The organism is Acinetobacter sp. 1125_18A (assembly GCF_052824985.1).
The window spans coordinates 1-21,758 of the sequence record NZ_VTDG01000007.1 but is presented as its reverse complement, the minus strand read 5'-3'; the positions used below and the strand labels follow the sequence as shown (position 1 = coordinate 21,758).

The following is a 21,758-nucleotide window of genomic DNA, read 5'->3' as shown; positions in this document are numbered from 1 at the left end:
TCAAGCTAGCTTTATTGATTTTGTCGCTATTCTAGTCAAAGCGGCATTTTTATCAAGCTGATTATATTTTATATACCCACAATGATGGTTTATTTAAGTCATGAATAAAGATTCTTTCAGAATACTGGCACAATACAATATCTGGGCAACCCAGCGTCTTTGTGAAAGTTTAAAAGTTGTATCCGATGATGATTTTAACAAGGATGTTGGTCTTTACTTTAAAAGCATTGTTGGCACCTTGAATCATCTATTGTTGGGTGAGCATTATCTCTGGTATTCACGCTTTAAGCAGGGGGTATCACCTGCAATTGCATTAAATACAATGATCCAAACCGGAAAAACACTATTACTAGATGAATTACAAGAGAAGTCTAAGAATTGGATTGAGTTTCTAGAGCAGTTAGATGAAAAAACCTTAAATGCAGATTTAACCTATAAACGCGTTTCTGGACAAGAACTGACTTTGCCTTATGCTGCCACACTTATGCATGTTTTTAACCATGGCACTCATCATCGTGGGCAAATTACCGCTGCAATGACAGGATTGGGTTATGCATGCCCTGAATTAGATTTAGTGTATATGTTAGTTGAACAAAGCCAAGCATAATAAGTATAAATAGAAGCTGCTGCAGTTCAGCTTCTATTGACAGCTGAGTTGAGCATTAAGAATGGTTCATTTCCACAACCAATTGATTAACCAGATCCTGAGCCTCTAATTCACGAATCTGTCCAACATTACTTCCAGCCCAGAATGCACCAAAGCCAGTATCACCATGTTGCACCGCGAAAGCATTTAGCTGTTTTGCCAAATCATAGGCATAAGGGTAGGCGGCTACATGCGGGCGGTCGGGCTGATCAATCCTCGCTTGCCAATGATTGATGATGCCGCGTGCTGGGCGACCTGAAATGCTTGAGGTAATTTGAGTGAGTGGATGATCAAATAAGGCCTTGCGATATGCTGGATTGGCGTTTGATGTTTTACATTGCACAAAAGCCGTTCCCAATTGTACGGCATCAGCACCAAGATTTAACATGGCTTTGGCTTGTTGCCCATTCATAATACCGCCTGCTGCAACGACAGGCAGTGAGCTATGTTTTTTGATAAGCGTGACTAGATCTGAGGTTTTAATTGCACCATCAATTTGAGCGTTAAAAATACCGCGATGCCCACCTGCTTCGATACCTTGAGCTACAATAATATCAATCCCAGCTTCTTCAATAGCCAGCGCTTCAGTTAGATTGGTTGCAGAAACCAGAGTGATGATACCGGCCTGTTTTAATTTTTGAATTTGATATTGATGCGGGATACCAAAATGAAAACTTACCGCTTTGGGTTGAGTGTCTAAACAGAGGTTTAAAAAATCATCATTATCTTTAAAGCTTGGGTAAATGCATTTTAATTGTGTGGGTGGATTTGCGCCAAATTTTTTAAATTCAGCTGCTAAATGTTGACTCCACAGCGTATTAGATTCAGTGTTTAATGCTGTTGATTCATGACAGAAAAAATTTAATTGAAAAGGATGTGGTGTTAACGCCTGGATTTCTTGAATTTGTTGAAGTGCAGAATCTAGGGTATTTGCACCGAGCCCTAAAGCGCCTAAAGCCCCTTGATTTGATACTTCTGCTGCCAATAGTGGGGTAGAAACGCCTGCCATTGGTGCAAGTAAGATGGGATGTTTTATCCCTAATTGTTCTAATAAAGACATACTTAAGCTCCTTGAGTTTTAAGTTACTTTGCCCAAGCCAATTGGAATAAGCAAATTATGTTCGGTATTTATTATAAAAATATAATTTAAATACATCTTTAAGGTGTGAGTTATTTTAGACAGGTGGAGATTACATTGGAGTGACTTGAAACAGTGAACCAATCCAGCTTGAGAACGCCATTGCAAGAATTCCCCATACTGCCACACGGAAACTACCCTTGAGTATTGATGTACCCGCAAAATAGCTGGATAAAGCACCGAGTATGACCAGCGATAAGATACCAACGACTAAAACAATTTTTTCTAAATATGCTTCAGGGCTAAACAGAATCGACAATGTTGGAAATAAGGCACCTATTGAAAACGATAACGCTGAAGAACCAGCAGCCTGTAATGGTCTTGCTGCAGTTGCTTCATTGATCCCAATTTCATCACGTGCATGCGCTTCTAAGGCATCTTTTTCTGTGAGTTGAACAGCTACTTGATGCGCCAATTCGGGATCTAAACCGCGTTGAATATAAATGTGAGTCAGTTCTTTAAGCTCTAAGTGTGGGTTTTTTTCTAATTCACGAGCTTCGACTTTTAAATCCGCTGCTTCGATATCTGATTGGGATTTAACGGAGATATATTCACCAGCGGCCATAGAGGTTGCACCTGAAATCAATCCCGCAATACAGGTAATCAATAGCGTGTGACTAGACGCACCACTTGCTGCCATTCCCATCACTAAACTAGTCACAGAAATAATGCCATCATTTGCACCTAAGACTGCTGCCCTTAACCAGCCTGTACGTTGTATAAAATGCTGTTCTAGGTGATGAGAATGTGGCATAAACAAAACTCCAAGTAACTGAAAGCTGATTCATTGATAATCTAAATATATGACAAATATAAAAAAGCTCCTATATTTAGGAGCTTTTTTCAGATTAAAACTATTGGCTCGCTTTTTCTTTAACGTCCGCAGCACCTTTTTCAACAGCACCAGCTGCAGTTGCAGTGGCATCTTTAGCAGCATCAACTGTTGCATCGGCAGCATGTGCTGTTGCATCAGCGGCATGATCTACAGCAGTCGCAGTTGCATTTGCTGCATTATCCGCAGCTTTAGCAGTTGCATCAGCTGCATTTTGCGCTGCATGTTCTGCATCATGTTTTGCTTGTTCAACCGCATTTGCAGCATGTTCACCTGCAGTCGCCCCTGTTTCTGGCGCTTTATCTTTATTACAACCAACAAGTGCAATCGTTGCAATCAGACCAAGAGAGAGTAGAAGTTTATTCATTGTCTTGTACCTTTTTTAAATTAATTTTTGGCATCCAGCAGTTGGATGAAATAAATATAAACACAAAAAATAACCAAATCAAAAAATAAAATGTAAAGTTTTTATAAGATCAATTTATCTTATATCAAATAATAGTGCACAAATCTGGTTTTAATAAAAGCTTCATATAATATCAATAGACTCACTTTATATTTGAACTTCCAGTATCAATAAAATAACCAATGATAAAAAGTAAGTTTTTTAATACTGTATTGTTAAAATTAAATCAAGATAAGGTTTAAGATCCACTCAATTTATGATATTAGTTATTTGAAAGTGACCTTGTTGAAAAAAATCTGACAATTTGAAGCTTTGTGGCACAATATTAGTGCTCAAAAAATTAAATTAAAAGTGAAAAAACATGTTTACAAGCCAATAAAAACAGATAGAATTGAATGTAAAATGTGAAGTATATCAAATAATTCTGTTACTGGAGAAAGTCTGAAAAACCTGTGTTTTCGGCTTTTGAAAATGCTGAATTTACAAATTAATTTATGGGGCTTTCTTGAATATGCTTGACCTAAACACATCTCGAAAAGTACCTGATGATTTTGTAGCATATGCTGAAAAACAAATCAGGCAGCTTTTGAACTCTGTCAGTGGTGTCGAGTTCATCATGTTGTGTACTTCTGATGGGTTTGAAATTGCTTTAGTCAACAAGAAAAATATTAGCAATTCTGGAAAGATTGCCGCAGTGAGTAGTTCGATTTTGGCCCTAGTGACTGCATTTGTTTCAGAAATCAATCTCGTTGGATGTCAAACAATTACCCTTGATGCTGAGAACGGAAAAGCACTTTTGACAGCCATTCCTCATCCAAAGCATCCACTGGTTTTAGTGGCGATGACCAACAAAGATATTTTATTGGGACAGATGCTCTATGAGCTCAAATCTACCTCAGAATTACTTATGAGAAATATATAGATAAGCCATTGTAGAAAATGTAACATAAGTTGCATTTTTTTTGAAAAAAGAGATCTGTACTGGATTTTTTCTCTCTGGTATTTGTTGGATTTTTTTGAAAGTTTTAAATAGTCAAATTAGTCATTTATTTTTTAAATTTCTATTGAATAGTTAATATTTTTTATGCTATTAAAATGAGTGTGGGAAATAATTAATTAAAATTGATTATCAAATAAAATTAAATGGGTATTCAAAAAAAGAATACTAATTTATCCATGTTAGTTAGGAATGAATATTTTTAGCTAAATAGTAAAGTGTTTTAGTAAAGCAAAATAAAAATTGAATTACTAAAGCGAACAACAATGTTGAAAGAAACGGGGATGCTCATGGCTCGTATTACACTAGATCAATTAACTGATATCGATGGTTTCGTTTGTGCTGCATTAGTAGATAGCGAAAGTGGTTTATCTTTAGCGACTGCAGGTGCAGGTTTAGACTTAGAATTAGCAGCAGCAGGTAATACTGAAGTTGTTCGTGCTAAGCGTAAAGTAGCAAAAGCACTGAAATTAGATGATGTAATTGAAGATATTTTAATTACATTAGGTAAACAGTATCATTTGATTCGTCCACTTGATTCAAATGAAAACTTGTTCCTTTATCTTGTTTTAGATCGTTCTAAATCAAACTTAGCAATGGCTCGCCACGAGTTAAAAGCATTTGAAAAAGGCTTAGACTTTTCTTAATTTAAAAAATTGAAAAGCATAAAAAACTCGTCTACGGACGAGTTTTTTCTTTGGCTATCCTGTATAACATAGATATCGTATTTAGAGTGTTGAGTGTAGATGTTAAAAGCTGGAATTTATAAACATTATAAAGGTAATTTATACCAAGTCTTTCATGTCGCAACGCATAGTGAAACCCGTGAAAAAGTTGTGGTTTACCAATGTTTATATGATGATTATTCAATCTGGGTTCGACCTTATGAAATGTTTTGTGAGCAGGTCACATTAGAAGATGGTCAAGTCCAAGCGAGATTTGAATTTTTACATGAGGTTTGAGTTTTACTTGATAGATTTTACCACCTGATAAAGTCACGTAATAAACCGTAACGATGTAACTTGTCAAAAGCTATGTATTGTCATAGCAATGACGTAAATGATTGAAATAATAACAATGATAGTGAAAAGGAAGATCTAAACATGAGTTTAAGTAACCCATTTTTGCAACGATTGAATGAACTATATCAATCCTTTATTAAGTTTGATGCTACACAGTGTGATCGTATTAAACGCTATCGAAATATCGAACCTGAATCAGCATTGTTTTTAGCCATGCAAGTGCGAATTCAGCAGTCTAAGAAAATTTTAGAGATCGGGACATCAACAGGTTACTCTACATTATGGCTTGCGGATGCAGCCAAAGTGACAGGTGCCAAGGTGACAACGCTAGAGATCGATGAAAAAAGAACTCAGCAAGCGCAACTTCATGCTCAAGAGTTACAAGTTGATGACGTGATTGATTTTTGGGTAGGGGATGCGCAAAAATACTTAGAACAGTGTCAGGAGCAATATGACTTTATTCTACTGGACGCTGAACGCAATGCTTATTTAAATTACTGGGTATATTTACAGAAGATGCTTGTAGAGCATGGTGGGGTACTGATTGTTGATAATGTGATATCACATGCTGCTGAAGTAAAGAGCTTTATCACGGAAGTTAAACGAGATGAAAGGTTTATGACCACAACCTTGTCGATTGGGTCTGGTCTGTTTGTGGTGACATTTAAAAACTAACCGAGTTTTACATCAGGGAGAAATCTCCCTGACTTTGCTCTAAAGACACAGTTCTAAAAACTATAAAATTGAAAGTCGCTTAAAATGTAAATCGTATTCTAGATATTTATGCACGAATGCTGTTTTATCACTACATCGTAGTAAATTATTGTATATAAATTCTGGGACAGGATGATAAAGTTCACCAGAACCATTGTTATAAAAAATTTTTAAATACCGTGAAGAAGCATTGTACTTCCAAGAAGTCACGGTAATCATTGATCCCATAAGCAACCCCTTAAACTTTTGATTGTTTTACAGAAAAATATATTCTGTATCTTTTGAAATTAGTCTATTCACTTGAAGAAATGTATAGTGGTTTTGTAAATAAAGCTGTTTATATTTTGCTAAAGATATTCATATTTTGACATTACAGATTCTGGGCAAGATAAACACTTAAAAAATCATCAGTAAATGAGAAAATTGGTATTTTATTTTAGTGATTAAGAGATAGATCATGATTCTTGCAATAGACGTTGCTTATAAAGATAACTCTGCACAAGTTGCTGGTGTAGTATTTGAGTCTTGGGGGAGTTCAGTTGTATTGAATCATTACCTTATCACCATCAAACCAATTGCTGACTATGAATCAGGTCAATTTTATAAACGTGAATTGCCGTGTATTTTAACGTTATTGGATTTGGTGAAAGAACCCATCGATATGATTGTGATTGATGGCTATGTCTATTTAGGCACTGAACAAACAGCAGGTTTAGGACAGCACTTATATGCTGCCTTAGCTGATAAAACACCTGTGATTGGGGTGGCTAAAAATGAATTTAGAGGAACGCCAAAGGAATTTGAAATTTTACGTGGACAAAGTGTTAAGCCATTATACGTCTCTGCCATCAGAATAGAATTAGTGCAAGCGAAACATAATGTACAGTCCATGTACGGGAAATACCGTATTCCTGAGCTACTCAAGCAAGTTGATCATTTGAGCAGAACAACGCAAAAATAATTTTTTGTTATCCTATATTTAGTGGTTTAAATGTATTATCAATTGACTCATATTTTATTTTCTATAGAACAATATTTTATAAATTTAAGGAGAAACATCGATGGATCAGTCAGCGGCTCGTCAAAAAATTTCCATTAACTATATTGAATTTATGGTGAAAGATGTCGAACAAAGTAAAAGGTTTTATCAAAACTTAGGCTGGACTTTCACCGACTTTAGCCCTGAATATTGTGAGTTTGATTCTGGGGAGATAAAAGGGGGCTTTGCTCAGTCTGATGATGTGCAAAGTTCTGGTGGTGCATTAATTGTTTTGTATAGTGCCCAATTAGAACAAAGCTTAACGTGTGTGAAAGAGGCGGGTGCAACCATCGTACAAGAGATTTTTAGTTTTCCAGGTGGACGTCGTTTTCATTTTAAAGATTTAGATGGATATGAAATTGCAATTTGGTCGCATTAAATAAAAATCTACAAACACAAAAAACCTATACATAAGATCTAATCCATAAAAAAACCACGCTAAAAAGCGTGGTTTTTTTTATGTGTTTAATCTAATTTAAGAATTAGATTTTACCCACTAAGTCGATTGAAGGAGCAAGAGTTGCATCGCCTTCTTTCCATTTAGCTGGGCAAACTTCGCCAGGATGACCGTGAACATATTGAGCTGCTTTAACTTTACGAAGAAGTTCAGAAGCATCACGACCAATACCACCAGCATTGATTTCGATGATTTGGATTTTACCTTCAGGATCGATAACGAAAGTACCACGGTCGGCAAGACCAGCAGATTCGATTAAAACTTCGAAGTTTTTAGCAAGAACCCAAGTTGGGTCGCCAACCATTACATATTCAATTTTTTTGATTTCTTCAGAAGAATCGTGCCAAGCTTTGTGCGTGAAGTGTGTATCTGTAGAAACAGAGTAGATTTCAACGCCTAATTTTTTGAATTCAGCATAGTTGTCAGCAAGGTCACCAAGTTCTGTTGGGCAAACAAAAGTGAAGTCAGCTGGATAGAAGAAAACTACAGACCATTTACCTTTAAGATCGGCTTCTGTAACTTCGATGAATTGGCCGTTTTGGAAAGCTTGTGCTTTAAAAGGTTTAACTTCAGTATTAATTAAGCTCATCATTATCTCCATGATTGAGGTGTTTATCTAATATTTAACTAGAATAATGAATTTTAGATTATTGGGGAAATAGTATTTTTTTATCGCTAAGATCGGAAAATTAAATTAGCGTGCTCCAGATACATTTCACCAAAAATCGTTGTTTTGTCAGTATTTCATCAACTAAAGCAAATAAAGATGATGTTTGAATGACAAAGCATCCTTTTTTAATCTGTTACAAACATGATGCTTCTGGGGCTATATTTCAAGGGCGATTTCTAAAAAAGATATAAAATTTATTTCAATGTATAGAATTTGTTCATATAAGATAAATTGAATTTTAACTACATCACATTTCAATGTTGTATAGCGTGGAAATGATATGGGTGGCTGCTGTTTTGTACTTAAGAATCACTTCAAGCTACCTGGTTGATGTAGATCATACAGCAATAGATTTAGGTCTATATGAATATTTGCAGCCACAGACAGTTGCTTAGTTGAGTGAGCTTTAGCAGCTTTAAAATATTATTTTTATAATACATATATAACGTAAACATGAATTCACTTTGATTGGACTATCTCTCCTGTGCTTTACAGCGTAAAATATTCCGTTCAATTTTAAGTATTAGGATAATGCATCTGTGCCAAATCAGTTAAATGTCGATCAATGGGTTATGGTACGAGATCGCCATCGTTTAAATCGACTGAAAAAAGGAAAAGATGCTCATCCTGAAAAATTCCAAGAACTGTTTGAGAAATCAAACCATCAAGTCAAAAAAAGATTAGCCAGTCTACCGACAATCAAACTCAATCAGGATCTACCGGTTACCCAGTATGCAGATAAACTGATTGAAGCGATTCGAAAGCATCAGATTATTATTGTTGCAGGGGAAACGGGTTCTGGTAAAACCACACAATTGCCACAGATCGCAATGCTTGCAGGTCGTGGCTTAACTGGGATGATTGGTCATACTCAGCCTCGACGTCTGGCAGCACGAAGTGTATCGCAACGTATTGCTGAAGAAGTTGGTGAAAAGCTGGGTGAAAGCATCAGTTTTAAAGTGCGTTTTAATGAACAAGGATCAAATGATTCAATCGTTCGCTTAATGACGGACGGTATCCTTCTTGCTGAACTTTCTAATGATCGTTATTTAAATAAATATGACACGATTATTATTGATGAAGCGCATGAGCGTTCATTAAACATTGATTTCATCATGGGCTACCTGAAGCAACTGGTAAAAAAGCGCCCTGATTTAAAAATCATTATTACTTCAGCGACATTAGATGTGAATCGCTTTAGCGAATATTTTAATGGCGCACCGATTTTTGAAGTGGAAGGACGTAGCTTTCCAGTAGAACTGCGTTATCGTCCGATTTCTGAGATGACGATCGGCGGCAGTGATGATGATGACTTTGATGATTTTGAAGAAAATTTACCACGTGCAGTGGTACAAGCTGTAGAAGAATGTTTTAAGGATGCTGAATCTAAGGGGCATCCTGAACATGCGGATATTCTTATTTTTTCAAGCACTGAACAAGAAATTCGAGAACTACAAGAGACCTTGCAAAAATTTGGTCCTAAACATACGCAAATTTTACCTTTATATGCACGTTTAGCTTTAGCCGAACAGCAGAAAATCTTTAATCCCTCTGGTGGTGGGCGACGTATTATCATCGCAACCAACGTCGCTGAAACAGCGTTGACTGTACCGAATATTCGTTATGTGATCGACAGTGGTTTTGCGCGTATTTCTCGCTATAACTATCGTTCACGGGTACAGCGTTTACCGATTGAAGCGATTTCTCAAGCTGCTGCAAATCAGCGTAAAGGGCGATGTGGTCGTATTGCACCAGGTGTTTGCATTCGCTTATACAGTGAAGATGATTTTCAAAGTCGTCCAGATTTTACTGAACCCGAAATTAAACGGACCAATTTAGCATCAGTTATTTTACAGATGCAAAGTCTGGGTTTAGGTGCTGTAGAAGATTTTGATTTTATTGAGCCGCCAGACCATCGTTTGGTCAATGATGGGCGTAAGTTGCTGATTGAATTAGGTGCTATCCATGAAGTGCAAAATTCAAATAATCTTCCTCAAGCGGTTGCACAAAGTGAAAGTGAGGTTTCCCAACAGGGAGTAGTAGATGGTGCTAAAGCAAAAAAACTTGCTCAACCTGCTACTAAAAAAGCCGAACTTCAAAACAACAGTTTAACCAAAATCGGTCTACAAATGGCAAAAATGCCAATAGACCCACGCCTTGCACGGATGATTCTCGGTGGTGCTCATTTTGGGGTGCTGAATGAAGTTTTGATTATTGTTGCAGCGCTTGCAGTACAAGACCCACGCGAGCGTCCTGCTGATAAGCAAATGCAGGCGGATCAAAAACATGCATTATTTAAAGAAGCAGATTCAGATTTTCTATTTTATATTAAACTGTGGAATACACTGACTGAAAATCGTGAAACTTTAAGTGAAAGCAAAAGACGTAATTTTGCCAAACAGCATTTTCTTAGCTGGTTACGTTTACGTGAGTGGAAGAAAACTCATGAACAATTACTGGATTTAGCACAGGGCTTAAAACTTTCATTCAATGAAAAGACAGCCAGTTATGAAAACTTACACCGTGCTTTATTGACAGGATTATTGTCTTTTATTGCCAATAAAACTGGCGAACGTAATATTTTTATGGCAGTTCGTCAGCAAAAAGCCCGAATTTTTCCTGCATCGACCTTACATAAAACCAATACCCCATGGGTAATGGCATTTGAAATGGTCGAAACCTCACAGGTGTATTTACGCACACTGGCAAAAATTGAGCCTGAGTGGATTCTTTTAGCTGCGCCTAACTTATTAAAACATCATTATTTTGAGCCACATTGGGCGAAAAAACCGGGTGTGGTCAATGCTTATGATCAGATTTCATTATTTGGGCTGATCATTGAACCGAAACGCGCCACCAATTATGAAAAAGTGGATCAGTTGGCTGCGCATGAAATTTTCTTAAGAGATGCACTAACCACAGGAAACTTGGGAACAACGCCACCATTCTTAAAACACAACCTATTAAAGCTTGAAGAAGTTGAGCGTGTGGAAGACAAACTGCGTCGTCGTGATTTGGTTGTCGATGAAGAAACCATTTATCAGTTTTATGCCGCAAAAGTGCCTACGGAAATTGCCAGTCGTCGTAGTTTTGAAGATTGGCGAGTAACAGTAGAACCGCAGAATCCTCGTTATCTGTTTGTTGATGATGATGATTTATGGATGAATGACCGTCCAACCACACAGCAATTTCCAGATTATTTACATAATGGACAATTACGTTTAGCTGCCAGCTATCGTTTTGATCCAAGTCATGATGAAGATGGCGCAACAGTAAAAATTCCGGTACAAGCCTTAGCGCAAGTTGATGAAAATATTTGGTCTTGGGGGATTCCGTGCTGGCGTTTGGATTTAATCGAAGCGTTATTAAAAGCCTTACCAAAAGATAAACGTCGTAATTTGGTGCCGATCCCAGATACAGCCAATAAATTGATCAAAGCAGTCGATGCGCAACATTTGCATCAGCATATTTTTGAGTTTTTGGCATTTCAATTACGTGGTGAACAAATTACCAGTAAAGATTTTTCTTTTGAACGTATTGATCAGTACTTAATTCCATTTATCAAAGTAATTGATGAAAAAGGCCGCGTGATTGAAAAAGGTCGTGATCTTGCCGAACTTAAAGCACGTTGTCGTACTGAAACACACAGTCCTGTCAAACAGTTAAAAGGTGAGTTTACTACTTTCCCTGAAAGCTTTGTATTTGAGGCTTCTCAGAAAGTAACCGGGGTTGTGGTTAAACAATATCAGGCACTGGTCCCAAGCAAAGACTTTGCTAAGTTAGAGTTGAAAGATGACTCTGGTATTGTGATTCAGACTTTTAATGATCAAAGTGAAGCGATTAAGCAGCATCGTGAAGGCGTAATTCGTTTGATTCATATGCAATTGGGGGATTTGATCCGTCAATTGAAAAAGCAAATTTCCAAGCCACTGGCATTGGCATATTCACCTTTGGGCGATAAAGCACAACTTGAGCAAATGTTGGTGTACGCAACATTACAAATGGCAATTCAAGATTTACCCATTAATGCTGAAGAATTTGCGATAGTCATGGCTGATGTGAAAAAGTCATTTTTAAGTCATGGTCAGGAAGCATTAAAGCTGATCAGTGAAATTTATATTCAATGGCAGGAAATACGTCAGCAATTGCTGATGTTGGATCAAGATGTATTTGCTAAAAATATGAATGATATTGAAGATCAACTGGATTTAATGAACTTATCCAATTTTGTTTATTCAAAATCTTCCGATATTTGGCAGGAATATCCACGTTATTTAAAAGCATTGTTATTGCGTTTAGATCGATTGCCGAATAACCTAAATCGTGATGATGCTGCAATTAAAGAAGTAGATCCTTGGATGGATAAACTGTTTAAGTTTAAGTCGGATGTTCGTGTTAAAGAAGTCTACTTCATGGTTGAGGAACTACGTATTTCATTATTTTCTCAACCAATGAAAACCAAGATGCCGATTTCGTCAACCAGAATACAAAAAGTATGGGAAAAGCTTGGAATCGGTTAGAATAGAAATAATTTGAAATATTTGTGAATTTAAAAAAGGAGTTTTACATGGGCATCCGTATTACAGGTACAGGTCTGTACCATCCTGAAGAAGTGATTACCAATGAAGAATTGGTGGATTGTTTAAATGCTTATGTGGAACAATTTAACAGTGAAAATGCTGAAAAAATTGAAGCGGGTGAAGTTGTTGCCCGTCGTGGTTCAAGCGCAGAATTTATTGAAAAAGCATCAGGCGTAAAGCGTCGTTATGTCATTGAAAAATCAGGTGTCCTAGACATTAATCGCTTACGTCCCCGTTTAGAAGAACGTTCAGATGAAGAGCTTTCAATCCAAGCAGAGTGGGGCGTAATTGCAGCAAAACAAGCGATGGAAAATGCAGGCGTAACTGCAGAAGACATTGATGTGGTGATTTTGGCTTGTTCAAACTTACAACGTGCTTATCCTGCTGTTGCAATTGAAATTCAAACGGCATTGGGTATTCAGGGCTATGCCTATGACATGAATGTGGCGTGTTCAGCTGCTACATTTGGTTTAAAACAAGCCTACGATGCTGTAAAAACGGGTGCACGTCGTGTGCTATTGGTTAATGTAGAAATTACCTCGGGTCATACTGACTATCGTTCACGTGACTGTCACTTTATTTTTGGTGATGTTGCAACAGCTTCAATTATTGAAGAAACGGACAGCAAAACAGGGTTTGAAATCGTAGATACCCATTTGTTTACCCAATTCTCCAATAACATCCGAAATAATTTTGGTTTCTTAAATGGTTCAGAATTAACTTCTCGTGATGATAAGCAATTCCGTCAAGATGGCCGCAAAGTATTTAAAGAAGTGTGTCCATTGGTTGCGAAAATTATTTCTACGCAATTGGAAAAGAACAGTATTCAACCTGAAAACGTAAAACGTTTTTGGTTGCATCAAGCCAATGCCAATATGAATGAATTAATTTTAAAACTCATTGTCGGCAAAGAAGTTGCAGAAGCGGATCCTGATTTGGTACCAATCATTTTAGATGAGTTTGCCAATACGTCTTCAGCAGGTGTGATCATTGCATTACATCGTAGTGCGGATCAGGTGAATGATGGCGAATATGGTGTGCTGTGTTCATTTGGTGCAGGTTATTCTGTGGGTTCAATCCTTGTGCAAAAGCATGTTGCTTAAATCATAATTTTATAAAATCTCCCTCCTTGTGCCGCGAAAAGCGCAGTTCAGCTACTTTGAAAAAAAGGGGGGAGATTGTCGAGGATTTAAGTTATTTTATTTGTGTAAAGCTCTTCCCAGAAAAAGGAGGAGTCATACGCTTAAGGCCAAGATCAAATAATGTTGAAAAGTATTTGTAGAGATACAGCATGACTGAAAAAACCTTGAAAATACGACACAACGCTAAATTGATTCGATTAATAAGCAGCTTACAGCGCTTTTACTTTCGTCCAACATTTTTAGGTACTGAAAATTTAGTGCCGAATAAACCAGCCATGTATGTCGGTAATCACACCATCTATGGTGTTTTAGATTCTCCGATTCTGATTGATTATTTATTTACAGAACATAAAATCGCAGTGGTCAGTTTAGCTGATCATATGCATTTTCATATTCCGATTTGGAAAGAAGTGGTTAAACGTGTCGGTGGGGTTGATGGTGTACAAGAATATGCCAAAGAAGCGATGCGACAAGGTTATTCGATTCTGGTTTTTCCAGGCGGCGGTCGAGAAGTCATTAAACGTAAAGGTGAAGCCTATCAACTGATCTGGAAGCAACGCTTTGGTTTCTTAAAGTTGGCTCAGGAATTTGGTTATGAAATTGCTCCTTTTGTGGCTTTAGGTGGTGATGAAGTTTTTGATTTAGCTTTTGATGTAAACGTGCTGCTTAAACAAAAGTGGTTTAATAAAATATTATCAAATCCCAAAATAGGTTCATTGCTTAGACAAGGTGAAGTTATTCCTTCGATTCCGAAGCATATTATTCCAAAGCGAATCCCTTTTTATTTTAAATTTATGCCACGGTTATCTATTGACCAGATAGAAAACATGGACGATATGATTGTATTTCGTGATCAATTGCAAGCGAGCATTTATACTGAAATTGAGTCGTTAAAGTCCTATCGAGCACATGACTTGGAACAAAAAACCTAGAACAAAAACCTTAGAACAAAAAAAACAACCTTTGAGATCGTATAATGTTTGAACTGCATACCAATTTTAAACAGATACTTAATCTATTCAATCTGCGAACTCAACCCATTCAAAGTATTGTGCCTTTTCTTCAAGTTCCTTATTATCTCGAATTTTTAGGACAGTGTAGCGATACTGAAATTACCCCTGATATTGATTTATTTGGCTATGAAACTACGATAAAGGAAAACCAGTATTTCGCAGAGCATGTGGAAAATTTATCCCAACAACTATGGAAAATTGGTCGTACAGGTCAAGGTGATGAATGGTTTTTAGATCGGAATAGTTTTGATATTTTATTCTATGATCATGATTTAGGTATGGACTTAGATGAGAATTTAAAACGCGATCAGTTTCAGTCGATGCAAATCAACTTTTTTCAATTTTTACAATTTGCTTTACTTCTGCAAGCGCTGGAACAACACTTGGATAAAAATCCATTATCTAAGGTAGAGTTGGAGCAATTTCAAGATACCGTGAATCGCATCCATCCTGAACTTTTTTCACGTTATCCATTTGATTATTTATAAGTTATAAGCGTTACAATTGATTGATAAAATGAGTTTACTCACAATATAGAGGAATAAAAATGTATACAGCTTCATGTCTTTGTGGTGGTATTCAACTGAGAATTCGTAGTGAAATCCCTCAAATATTTGTCTGTCATTGTCAGCAATGTCAAAAAGCCCAAGGTTCAGCATTTGTGGCGATTGCTCCTATTCAGACTAAAGATTTAGAGATTGTTCAAGGACAGGCATTGTTTCAAGAATATTATGCCACTGAAAATAAAAAGCGAACGTTCTGTAAAAGATGTGCATCCCCATTATTTAGTGCGCGTTTAGACCTACCTGAGGTCGTGAGATTACGTGTAGGCATTGTAAATGAGCCTGTTCAAGGCAAGATTGTTTCACATGCGTTTACTGATAACAAAGCTGCTTGGTTTGAAATTTTGGATGATGCCCCACAATTTGCTCAAGCGCTTTGTTAAAGAGTGAAGTTATATGTGAACAACAAGAATGCTGGATATTTATTGTTTAAATAAGATTTTGTGCGCTATCTTACTTATTTTTAAGTATCTGAATTTTATATTTTTATAAATAATTCAGAAATCAGTTTAAGTCATTTGTATATATAAATACCTTCTGTATAATTTTAAAAAAATACACTTTAAATCAATAGAAGGTATAAATGACAAGAATAGTCGTCGCTGCAAAACAAGACAAAATATTACTACAGGATTCTCAAGCAAAAACGGTCAGTTTAGATCAACCCGCTATTATTCAAATTGGTCTCACACAACAAGATGTGAAAACACTAGAGCGACTAGGCGATAAGCTGATTATTAGTTTAAATAATGGTGAGCAAATTGTTTTAGAGGGTTTTTTTCAAGCCAATTCAACCACAACGCATTCTTTAACGTTCCCCAAAGCAGATGGAAGTTTCTCACTTGCTCACTTTGATGCCAATGGAAAATTTACAGACTATAGCGGTTTGCAAAAACTCGATACTTTACTCTATGAAGGCGCCAATACTGCGGCTGTTCAACAAGTCTCTGCCTATGAAGATTCAACCCCTGAGTTTTCATTTTCAAATCTATTTTCTTCAAGTGCAGTGAAAGCAGGTGTCGGTCTTGTTTCTGCAATTGGTTTAGGTTTGGCATTGATTGATGATGGTGGAGGTAATCAATCAAAGGGTGTTACTGACATTATTGCACCCAAAACACCGACTGCAACATTGAATGCAGAGGGGACTGAAATTAAGGGTACCGCTGAAGCGGGTGCGACTATTTATGTGATTGATAAAAACCAGAAAGTGATTGCCACAGCAGTGGTCGATAAAGATGGAAATTATTCTTTGACATTGCCAGAGGCTTTGCTAAACAACAATACTTATTATATCAATGCAAAAGACAAAGCTGGAAATGCTTCAACCTATACCTCGGTTGTTGGAACGAAAGATACTATTGCACCCAATGAGCCTCAAGGGCAGTTAAATGAGCAAGGAAATATTGTTACTGGTAAAGCAGAAGCGAATGCCACAATTAATGTGTATGACTCAGCAGGTCAACTGATTGGTACTGCAAAAGCCAATGCGCAGGGACAATTTTCTGTTGCCATTTCTCCTGCTTTAACCGCAGGCCAGATCGGTACAGTCGAAGCAATTGATGCATCTGGAAATAAATCAGAAAAACATAATATTGAAGTGGGTAAAGATACTATCGCACCTGATCAACCCAAGTTTGAGGTGTCTAAAGAGGGGACCTCAATACACGGAACAGCAGAAGCAAATGCTAAAGTGATTATTCAAGGCTCAACAGGTGCGGTGATTGCAACGGGTACTGTAGACGCCAATGGTAAATTCAATATCACTATTTCTCCTGCTTTAGATACAAGCAAGACTGGCAAAATTATTATTGAAGATGCTGCAGGAAATAAGTCGAGTGCTGTAGAAATTAAAGCAGGACAAGATGTTTTAGCACCAGATAAACCCGTGGCCAATTTAAATGCTGAAGGTACTGTGATCACGGGTACCGCTGAAGCAAACTCTAAAATTTTAGTCTATGACAGTGCAAATAAATTATTAGGCACAGCAACAACGGATGCAAACGGAAATTATTCTGTCACGCTTTCAACAGCATTGACTGAAGCAAAAGTTGGCAGTGTATATGCAACAGATGCAGCTGGAAATCAGTCAGTGCTTAGCTCTGTAACAGGTACCAAAGATGTAACCGCGCCTGCAAGTCCAAAAATCACAGATGTGGTTGATGATGTGGGGACAACTGTAGGTTCTGTTGCTGCAAATGGGACGACAGATGACAAGCGCCCTGTGATTTCAGGAACAGGAGAAGCTGGGGCGACTTTGATTATTTATGATAATAATCAGGCAATTGGAAAGGTCACAGTCGGTGCAGATAGTAAATGGTCATTTAGTTTTACTTATGATTTAACTCTGGGGAGTCACAGTATTACTACTGTACAAACGGATAAAGCAGGGAATACCAGTTTAGTGAGTGATGCTCGAACATTTACTGTAGTCGAAATCGCCGCAAAAATGGCAGTTTTTGATGAAGCCTTGGCTTTTCATGCTGATTTAGCTAATTCGAATATTGATTCAGTTAAAAGTGCTGATGCGATTGGGTCAGGTGTTTTAAATTCTGAGCCAGAAAGTAGCGCTCAAGTATTAGGGCAATCGACACCAATAGAAAATCAATTTTCGCTGCTCAATTCAAATGTTTCATATTTAGATCATACGCCTATAGCTGGCAGCTTAGCTATTCTCAGTACAAGCATAACCACTGTACTGCAAGATGTGCTTGAGAATACCAACGTTGACAACATCAAGGTAGACAATACCAATTCTCAAGAGAGCACGGCCATTTCAGTCGATGAATTGTTAGCAAAGACTTCAGTCAATGATTTAACTGCAAATCAGATTGATGATGTGCTTGCTCAAACAATTGATCAAAGTACTACAACCGTTGTCGATGATGCTAAAAATACTGAATTGGTCGCTTTCAATAAAGCCGAAAATCTATCAGCGCAAGATATACCTGTATTGCAATCTGATCTGATCAAAGACTTGTTTGATCCACAATTACTGACCTTTTGATTGAAAATAACCAGATAAGCACCTACGGGTGCTTTTATGGAAACCAGATTTTATAGCGCTGGTTTAGCTTAAAATTGATGCATAAGGCTTTCAAATAAACGCTGAATAATTTTATTCAGCGTTTATATTTTTATCTAAAACGTGAACTTATACATATAAAATACCCAATTTCAGGTATATCTCTATATTTCCCCATTTGATCTAATGATTGATATTTGATCAAAAACTAGATTTGGGGATTGTCATGAACAAAATTTATAAAGTTATTTGGAATTCACAACTTAGGTGCTGGCAAGCTGTTTCAGAATTGGCAAAAAATCATAGCACTTCACAAAGTACTGTGGATCATAAAAACGCGCTGACGGGCACTGTTCAAAAAGTATCTGGGATAAATTTAATCCGATTGGCTTTTTGGGGGCTAGCTTTATTGCCATTATCGATTTATGCCGCAATTTCTAATACGGAACTGCCTACAGGCGCCAATATCACTCAAGGTTCAGCCAATATTTCCCAAAATGGCAACGTTTTAAATATTCATCAGAATAGTCAAAATCTTTCGACCAACTGGAATACTTTTAATATTGGTAAAGATGCGACGGTTAATTTTAATCAACAAAACCAGTCATCTATAGCCATTAATCGGGTTTTGGATAGCAATGCATCGCAGATTATGGGGCGTTTAAATGCCAATGGGCAGGTGTTTTTACTCAATCCAAATGGTGTGGTTTTTTCTAAGACGGCTCAAGTGAATGTTGGTGGTTTGGTTGCTTCAACTTTAAGTTTGAACGATGCGGATATTCAAAATGGCAAATATACTTTAAAAGCCAATGCCAATAGCACAGCAACGATAGAAAATAACGGTACTATTCAAACTTTATCAGGTGGAACTGTTGCGCTGATTGCGCCCAATGTTAAAAATACAGGCTCTATTGTGACACCAAACGGAGTTACCCATCTCACTGCTGCCAGTCAAGTCACTCTTGCTTTACAGGATGGTTCACTCACCCAGTACCAAGTTGATCAAGGGGTATTAAAAGGCTTGGTGGACAATGGCGGTGCAATTCTTGCCGATAATGGGGCTGTATATTTAACTGCAAAAGCCAAAGACAGTTTAAGTAAAGCCGTGGTCAATCATAGCGGGATTATTGAAGCCAATCGCTTAAGCCAAAATGCCAAAGGTGAAATCATTTTGTTAGGTGATATGCAAAATGGTGAAACAAATGTCAGTGGTCTGCTTAAAGCTGAAGGGAAAAATGGTCAAGATGGTGGGTTTATTGAAACCTCCGCAGCTCAAGTAAAGATTGAGAATAGTACGGTGGTGTCCTCTCATTCTGAGGGCGGGAAAATCGGAAACTGGTTGATCGACCCTACCGATTTCAGTATTAATTCGGGTAATGCATCAGCAAGCAGTAGCGGCATAGGCGCAACCACTTTAGCAAGCATTCTTGCAACCAGTAATGTCATATTACTAACCAGCACTACGGGTAACCAGAAGGGTGATATCAATGTTAATGCTGATGTGACTTGGGGGAGTGCGAACAGCCTGACTTTAAATGCACAAAATGACATCAACATTAATGCCAACATCACAGCGACCAATAATAGTGGCAAACTTAATTTGATATATGGACAAAACACGGCCAATACCAGCGCAAATTATTATATTAACAATGGTGCAAAAATAAACTTAAAGGCTGGGCAGAATTTTAGTACCCAAAAAGGAACGGCTGCTACTATTAACTATCAAGTCATTACGGCTTTGGGCGCACAGGGTTCGACTACAAGTCAAGATTTACAAGGGATCAACGGGAACCTGAGTGGTAATTATGTGTTGGGTGCAGACATAGATGCCAGCAGTACATGGCAGTGGAATGGTTATACCGGATTCGACCCAATTGGCTTTTATAATGCAAATTTGAGTCCAACGGATCTCTCACAGCAGGCTTTTCGTGGACGGTTTGATGGATTAGGTCATGCGATTAGTGGATTAAGTATTGAGTCTATGTATCAGGGGATTGGACTGTTTGCGATTACGCATCAGGATACACTTATACAAAATGTTGGATTGAATAATATAAGTTATTCAGGTTATGGAAAAACAGGCGGGATCGTGGGGATTAATCTTGGCACGATTAATAATGTTTATGTCAATGCAGGCTTAGTCACAGGTAATACAGAGCAATATGGCGGATTGGTGGGCTGGAACTATAATTCAGGAAATATCTTAAACTCTTATGCAAATGTAACTGTAAAAGGAAAATATTCGAATAATAATTATATTGGCGGTCTGGTTGGTTATAGTGATGGTGTTGTAAGTTCTTCTTTTGCAACAGGCGCGGTGACAGGAAATAATTATATTGGTGGTTTAGTTGGTGGAATATCAGGACAAATTAACAACTCTTATGCAACAGGTACTGTTATTGGAAGTCAGTATGTTGGAGGGTTGGTTGGGTTCAATGGCGGTAGTGTTGACAAAAATTATTCTTCTGGAAGTGTAACTGGTGGGCAGTATGTTGGTGGTCTTGTTGGTGGTGGTAATGGTACAACCACAAATAGTTTCTGGAACACCAGTACTTCTGGAAGAACAAGCAGTGCTGGTGGTGTAGGAAAAACCACAACAGAACTTCAGCAAATTTCTACTTTTGCAGGTTGGGATATTGATGATGCAGGTGGTACAGGAAAAGTTTGGCGTATTTATGAAGGACGATCTGCGCCATTACTACGTCATTTCCTAAAGCCCTTGGTCACAGAAATTGTCGCTAATTTTTCTGACAAAATTTATGATGGATCGATAGCTTCTGGAACGCTGGCTTCAGGGCTGAATTATAAAACAACCAGTAAAAATGCAGGGATTTATAGTTTAAATGATGGCTCAATCCTGATTAGTGGTGTTCCAATCGCGGCTAATACAACTCAGTTTGGTGATGATGTAATTTATAAAGAAAATGGTGGTTCAGGTTCACTAACAATAGCAAAAAGAGACTTAAATATTAATGGCTTGAGCGTTGCTGATAAAGTCTATGATACATCAAAAGTAGCAACATTATCGGGTACTGCAGGAGTGACAGCGTTGTCAGGTGACTCTGTGACGCTTTCCGGTACTGGATCTGGATTTTTTGCTGATAAAAATGTGGGTAATAATAAAAATGTGATTGCGTCGGGTTATACGCTGACAGGAACAGATGCTTTAAATTACAACTTGCTACAGCCGACAAATCTTAAAGCCAGTATAACGCCTGCAGTTTTAACCATTAATGGAATAAGTGTTGCAGATAAAACTTATGATGGCTTGTTCAATGCGACCTTAAATGGCACTGCTTCAGTCAATCCATTTGCTGGAGATTTTGTTTCATTGACTGGTAGTGGTATAGGAACATTTACAGATAAGAATGCCGGGATCAGGTCTGTGATCGTAACAGGCTATAACTTAACAGGTGCGGATGCAGGAAATTATACTTTTAGTCAGCCTATAGGTTTAAGTGCCACAATTCACAAAGCACAAGCCATTGTAAAGGCCAATAGTTTAAATACAGTC

The 21,758-nt window shown here is 37.5% G+C and carries 19 protein-coding genes; 14 read left to right on the top strand and 5 right to left on the bottom strand.

Annotated features, from left to right (window positions below; genetic code table 11):
• The first annotated feature begins 100 nt into the window (after positions 1-100).
• A complete protein-coding gene (locus FY049_RS13335; RefSeq protein WP_004721842.1) occupies positions 101-607 on the top strand; it encodes a DinB family protein in 507 nt (168 codons plus the stop codon).
• Between the two features lie 55 nt (positions 608-662).
• Here FY049_RS13335 and FY049_RS13330 read toward each other — a convergent pair whose 3' ends face one another.
• From FY049_RS13330 to FY049_RS13320, 3 genes are all read right to left on the bottom strand, one after another.
• A complete protein-coding gene (locus FY049_RS13330) occupies positions 663-1,706 on the bottom strand; it encodes an NAD(P)H-dependent flavin oxidoreductase (RefSeq protein WP_333667258.1) in 1,044 nt (347 codons plus the stop codon).
• A gap of 130 nt (positions 1,707-1,836) precedes the next feature.
• Positions 1,837-2,538, bottom strand: coding sequence for a VIT1/CCC1 transporter family protein (locus tag FY049_RS13325; protein WP_333667256.1), 702 nt, complete (start codon positions 2,536-2,538; stop codon positions 1,837-1,839).
• A gap of 100 nt (positions 2,539-2,638) precedes the next feature.
• Positions 2,639-2,983, bottom strand: coding sequence for a hypothetical protein (locus tag FY049_RS13320; RefSeq protein WP_004721836.1), 345 nt, complete (start codon positions 2,981-2,983; stop codon positions 2,639-2,641).
• A 550-nt stretch (positions 2,984-3,533) separates the two neighbouring features.
• On the opposite strand from FY049_RS13320, the gene FY049_RS13315 reads away from it, so the two are divergent.
• From FY049_RS13315 to FY049_RS13300, 4 genes are all read left to right on the top strand, one after another.
• A complete protein-coding gene (locus tag FY049_RS13315) occupies positions 3,534-3,944 on the top strand; it encodes a roadblock/LC7 domain-containing protein (protein WP_004721835.1) in 411 nt (136 codons plus the stop codon).
• A 365-nt stretch (positions 3,945-4,309) separates the two neighbouring features.
• Positions 4,310-4,666, top strand: a complete 357-nt coding sequence (locus FY049_RS13310; RefSeq protein WP_004721834.1) for a hypothetical protein — start codon at positions 4,310-4,312, stop codon at positions 4,664-4,666.
• Positions 4,667-4,765: 99 nt separating this feature from the next.
• Complete coding sequence (locus FY049_RS13305; protein ID WP_004721833.1) at positions 4,766-4,981, top strand: DUF1653 domain-containing protein; 216 nt, start codon at positions 4,766-4,768, stop codon at positions 4,979-4,981.
• A 141-nt stretch (positions 4,982-5,122) separates the two neighbouring features.
• Positions 5,123-5,716 carry an O-methyltransferase gene (locus FY049_RS13300; protein WP_333667249.1) on the top strand — a complete coding sequence of 198 codons (594 nt, stop codon included), beginning with the start codon at positions 5,123-5,125 and terminating at the stop codon, positions 5,714-5,716.
• A 60-nt stretch (positions 5,717-5,776) separates the two neighbouring features.
• On the opposite strand, the gene FY049_RS13295 is transcribed toward FY049_RS13300, so the two are convergent.
• Positions 5,777-5,983 (bottom strand): KTSC domain-containing protein, encoded by a 207-nt coding sequence (locus tag FY049_RS13295; RefSeq protein ID WP_004721830.1) that lies wholly within the window; start codon positions 5,981-5,983, stop codon positions 5,777-5,779.
• A 229-nt stretch (positions 5,984-6,212) separates the two neighbouring features.
• On the opposite strand from FY049_RS13295, the gene FY049_RS13290 reads away from it, so the two are divergent.
• Complete coding sequence (locus FY049_RS13290; protein ID WP_446083827.1) at positions 6,213-6,716, top strand: endonuclease V; 504 nt, start codon at positions 6,213-6,215, stop codon at positions 6,714-6,716.
• Between the two features lie 100 nt (positions 6,717-6,816).
• Positions 6,817-7,173, top strand: a complete 357-nt coding sequence (locus tag FY049_RS13285; RefSeq protein WP_262781680.1) for a VOC family protein — start codon at positions 6,817-6,819, stop codon at positions 7,171-7,173.
• A gap of 103 nt (positions 7,174-7,276) precedes the next feature.
• Here the strand turns inward: FY049_RS13285 and ahpC are convergent, their stop codons facing one another.
• Complete coding sequence (gene ahpC, locus FY049_RS13280; protein WP_004721823.1) at positions 7,277-7,840, bottom strand: alkyl hydroperoxide reductase subunit C; 564 nt, start codon at positions 7,838-7,840, stop codon at positions 7,277-7,279.
• Positions 7,841-8,460: 620 nt separating this feature from the next.
• On the opposite strand from ahpC, the gene FY049_RS13275 reads away from it, so the two are divergent.
• The 7 genes from FY049_RS13275 to FY049_RS13245 all read left to right on the top strand — a co-directional run.
• A complete protein-coding gene (locus tag FY049_RS13275) occupies positions 8,461-12,441 on the top strand; it encodes a DUF3418 domain-containing protein (RefSeq protein ID WP_446083826.1) in 3,981 nt (1,326 codons plus the stop codon).
• 47 nt (positions 12,442-12,488) lie between these two features.
• On the top strand, positions 12,489-13,604 hold the full coding sequence (locus FY049_RS13270; protein WP_004721819.1) for a beta-ketoacyl-ACP synthase III: 1,116 nt from the start codon (positions 12,489-12,491) through the stop codon (positions 13,602-13,604).
• Positions 13,605-13,792: 188 nt separating this feature from the next.
• Complete coding sequence (locus FY049_RS13265) at positions 13,793-14,575, top strand: lysophospholipid acyltransferase family protein (protein ID WP_056515955.1); 783 nt, start codon at positions 13,793-13,795, stop codon at positions 14,573-14,575.
• 44 nt (positions 14,576-14,619) lie between these two features.
• Complete coding sequence (locus FY049_RS13260; protein WP_056515952.1) at positions 14,620-15,144, top strand: hypothetical protein; 525 nt, start codon at positions 14,620-14,622, stop codon at positions 15,142-15,144.
• Positions 15,145-15,203: 59 nt separating this feature from the next.
• Positions 15,204-15,602 carry a GFA family protein gene (locus FY049_RS13255; RefSeq protein WP_446083825.1) on the top strand — a complete coding sequence of 133 codons (399 nt, stop codon included), beginning with the start codon at positions 15,204-15,206 and terminating at the stop codon, positions 15,600-15,602.
• Positions 15,603-15,802: 200 nt separating this feature from the next.
• The gene (blp2, locus tag FY049_RS13250) at positions 15,803-18,223 is read left to right on the top strand and encodes an Ig-like repeat protein Blp2 (protein WP_446083824.1); all 2,421 of its coding nucleotides are present in this window, start codon (positions 15,803-15,805) and stop codon (positions 18,221-18,223) included.
• 244 nt (positions 18,224-18,467) lie between these two features.
• The coding region (locus FY049_RS13245) for a two-partner secretion domain-containing protein (RefSeq protein WP_446083823.1) at positions 18,468-21,758 on the top strand (3,291 nt) is incomplete at its 3' end.

Coding starts and splice junctions, on each gene's coding strand:
- FY049_RS13335 (WP_004721842.1), top strand. CDS start 101: ATGAATAAAGATTCTTTCAGAATACTGGCACAATACAATATCTGGGCA.
- FY049_RS13330 (WP_333667258.1), bottom strand. CDS start 1,706: ATGTCTTTATTAGAACAATTAGGGATAAAACATCCCATCTTACTTGCA.
- FY049_RS13325 (WP_333667256.1), bottom strand. CDS start 2,538: ATGCCACATTCTCATCACCTAGAACAGCATTTTATACAACGTACAGGC.
- FY049_RS13320 (WP_004721836.1), bottom strand. CDS start 2,983: ATGAATAAACTTCTACTCTCTCTTGGTCTGATTGCAACGATTGCACTT.
- FY049_RS13315 (WP_004721835.1), top strand. CDS start 3,534: ATGCTTGACCTAAACACATCTCGAAAAGTACCTGATGATTTTGTAGCA.
- FY049_RS13310 (WP_004721834.1), top strand. CDS start 4,310: ATGGCTCGTATTACACTAGATCAATTAACTGATATCGATGGTTTCGTT.
- FY049_RS13305 (WP_004721833.1), top strand. CDS start 4,766: ATGTTAAAAGCTGGAATTTATAAACATTATAAAGGTAATTTATACCAA.
- FY049_RS13300 (WP_333667249.1), top strand. CDS start 5,123: ATGAGTTTAAGTAACCCATTTTTGCAACGATTGAATGAACTATATCAA.
- FY049_RS13295 (WP_004721830.1), bottom strand. CDS start 5,983: ATGGGATCAATGATTACCGTGACTTCTTGGAAGTACAATGCTTCTTCA.
- FY049_RS13290 (WP_446083827.1), top strand. CDS start 6,213: ATGATTCTTGCAATAGACGTTGCTTATAAAGATAACTCTGCACAAGTT.
- FY049_RS13285 (WP_262781680.1), top strand. CDS start 6,817: ATGGATCAGTCAGCGGCTCGTCAAAAAATTTCCATTAACTATATTGAA.
- ahpC (WP_004721823.1), bottom strand. CDS start 7,840: ATGAGCTTAATTAATACTGAAGTTAAACCTTTTAAAGCACAAGCTTTC.
- FY049_RS13270 (WP_004721819.1), top strand. CDS start 12,489: ATGGGCATCCGTATTACAGGTACAGGTCTGTACCATCCTGAAGAAGTG.
- FY049_RS13265 (WP_056515955.1), top strand. CDS start 13,793: ATGACTGAAAAAACCTTGAAAATACGACACAACGCTAAATTGATTCGA.
- FY049_RS13260 (WP_056515952.1), top strand. CDS start 14,620: ATGTTTGAACTGCATACCAATTTTAAACAGATACTTAATCTATTCAAT.
- FY049_RS13255 (WP_446083825.1), top strand. CDS start 15,204: ATGTATACAGCTTCATGTCTTTGTGGTGGTATTCAACTGAGAATTCGT.
- blp2 (WP_446083824.1), top strand. CDS start 15,803: ATGACAAGAATAGTCGTCGCTGCAAAACAAGACAAAATATTACTACAG.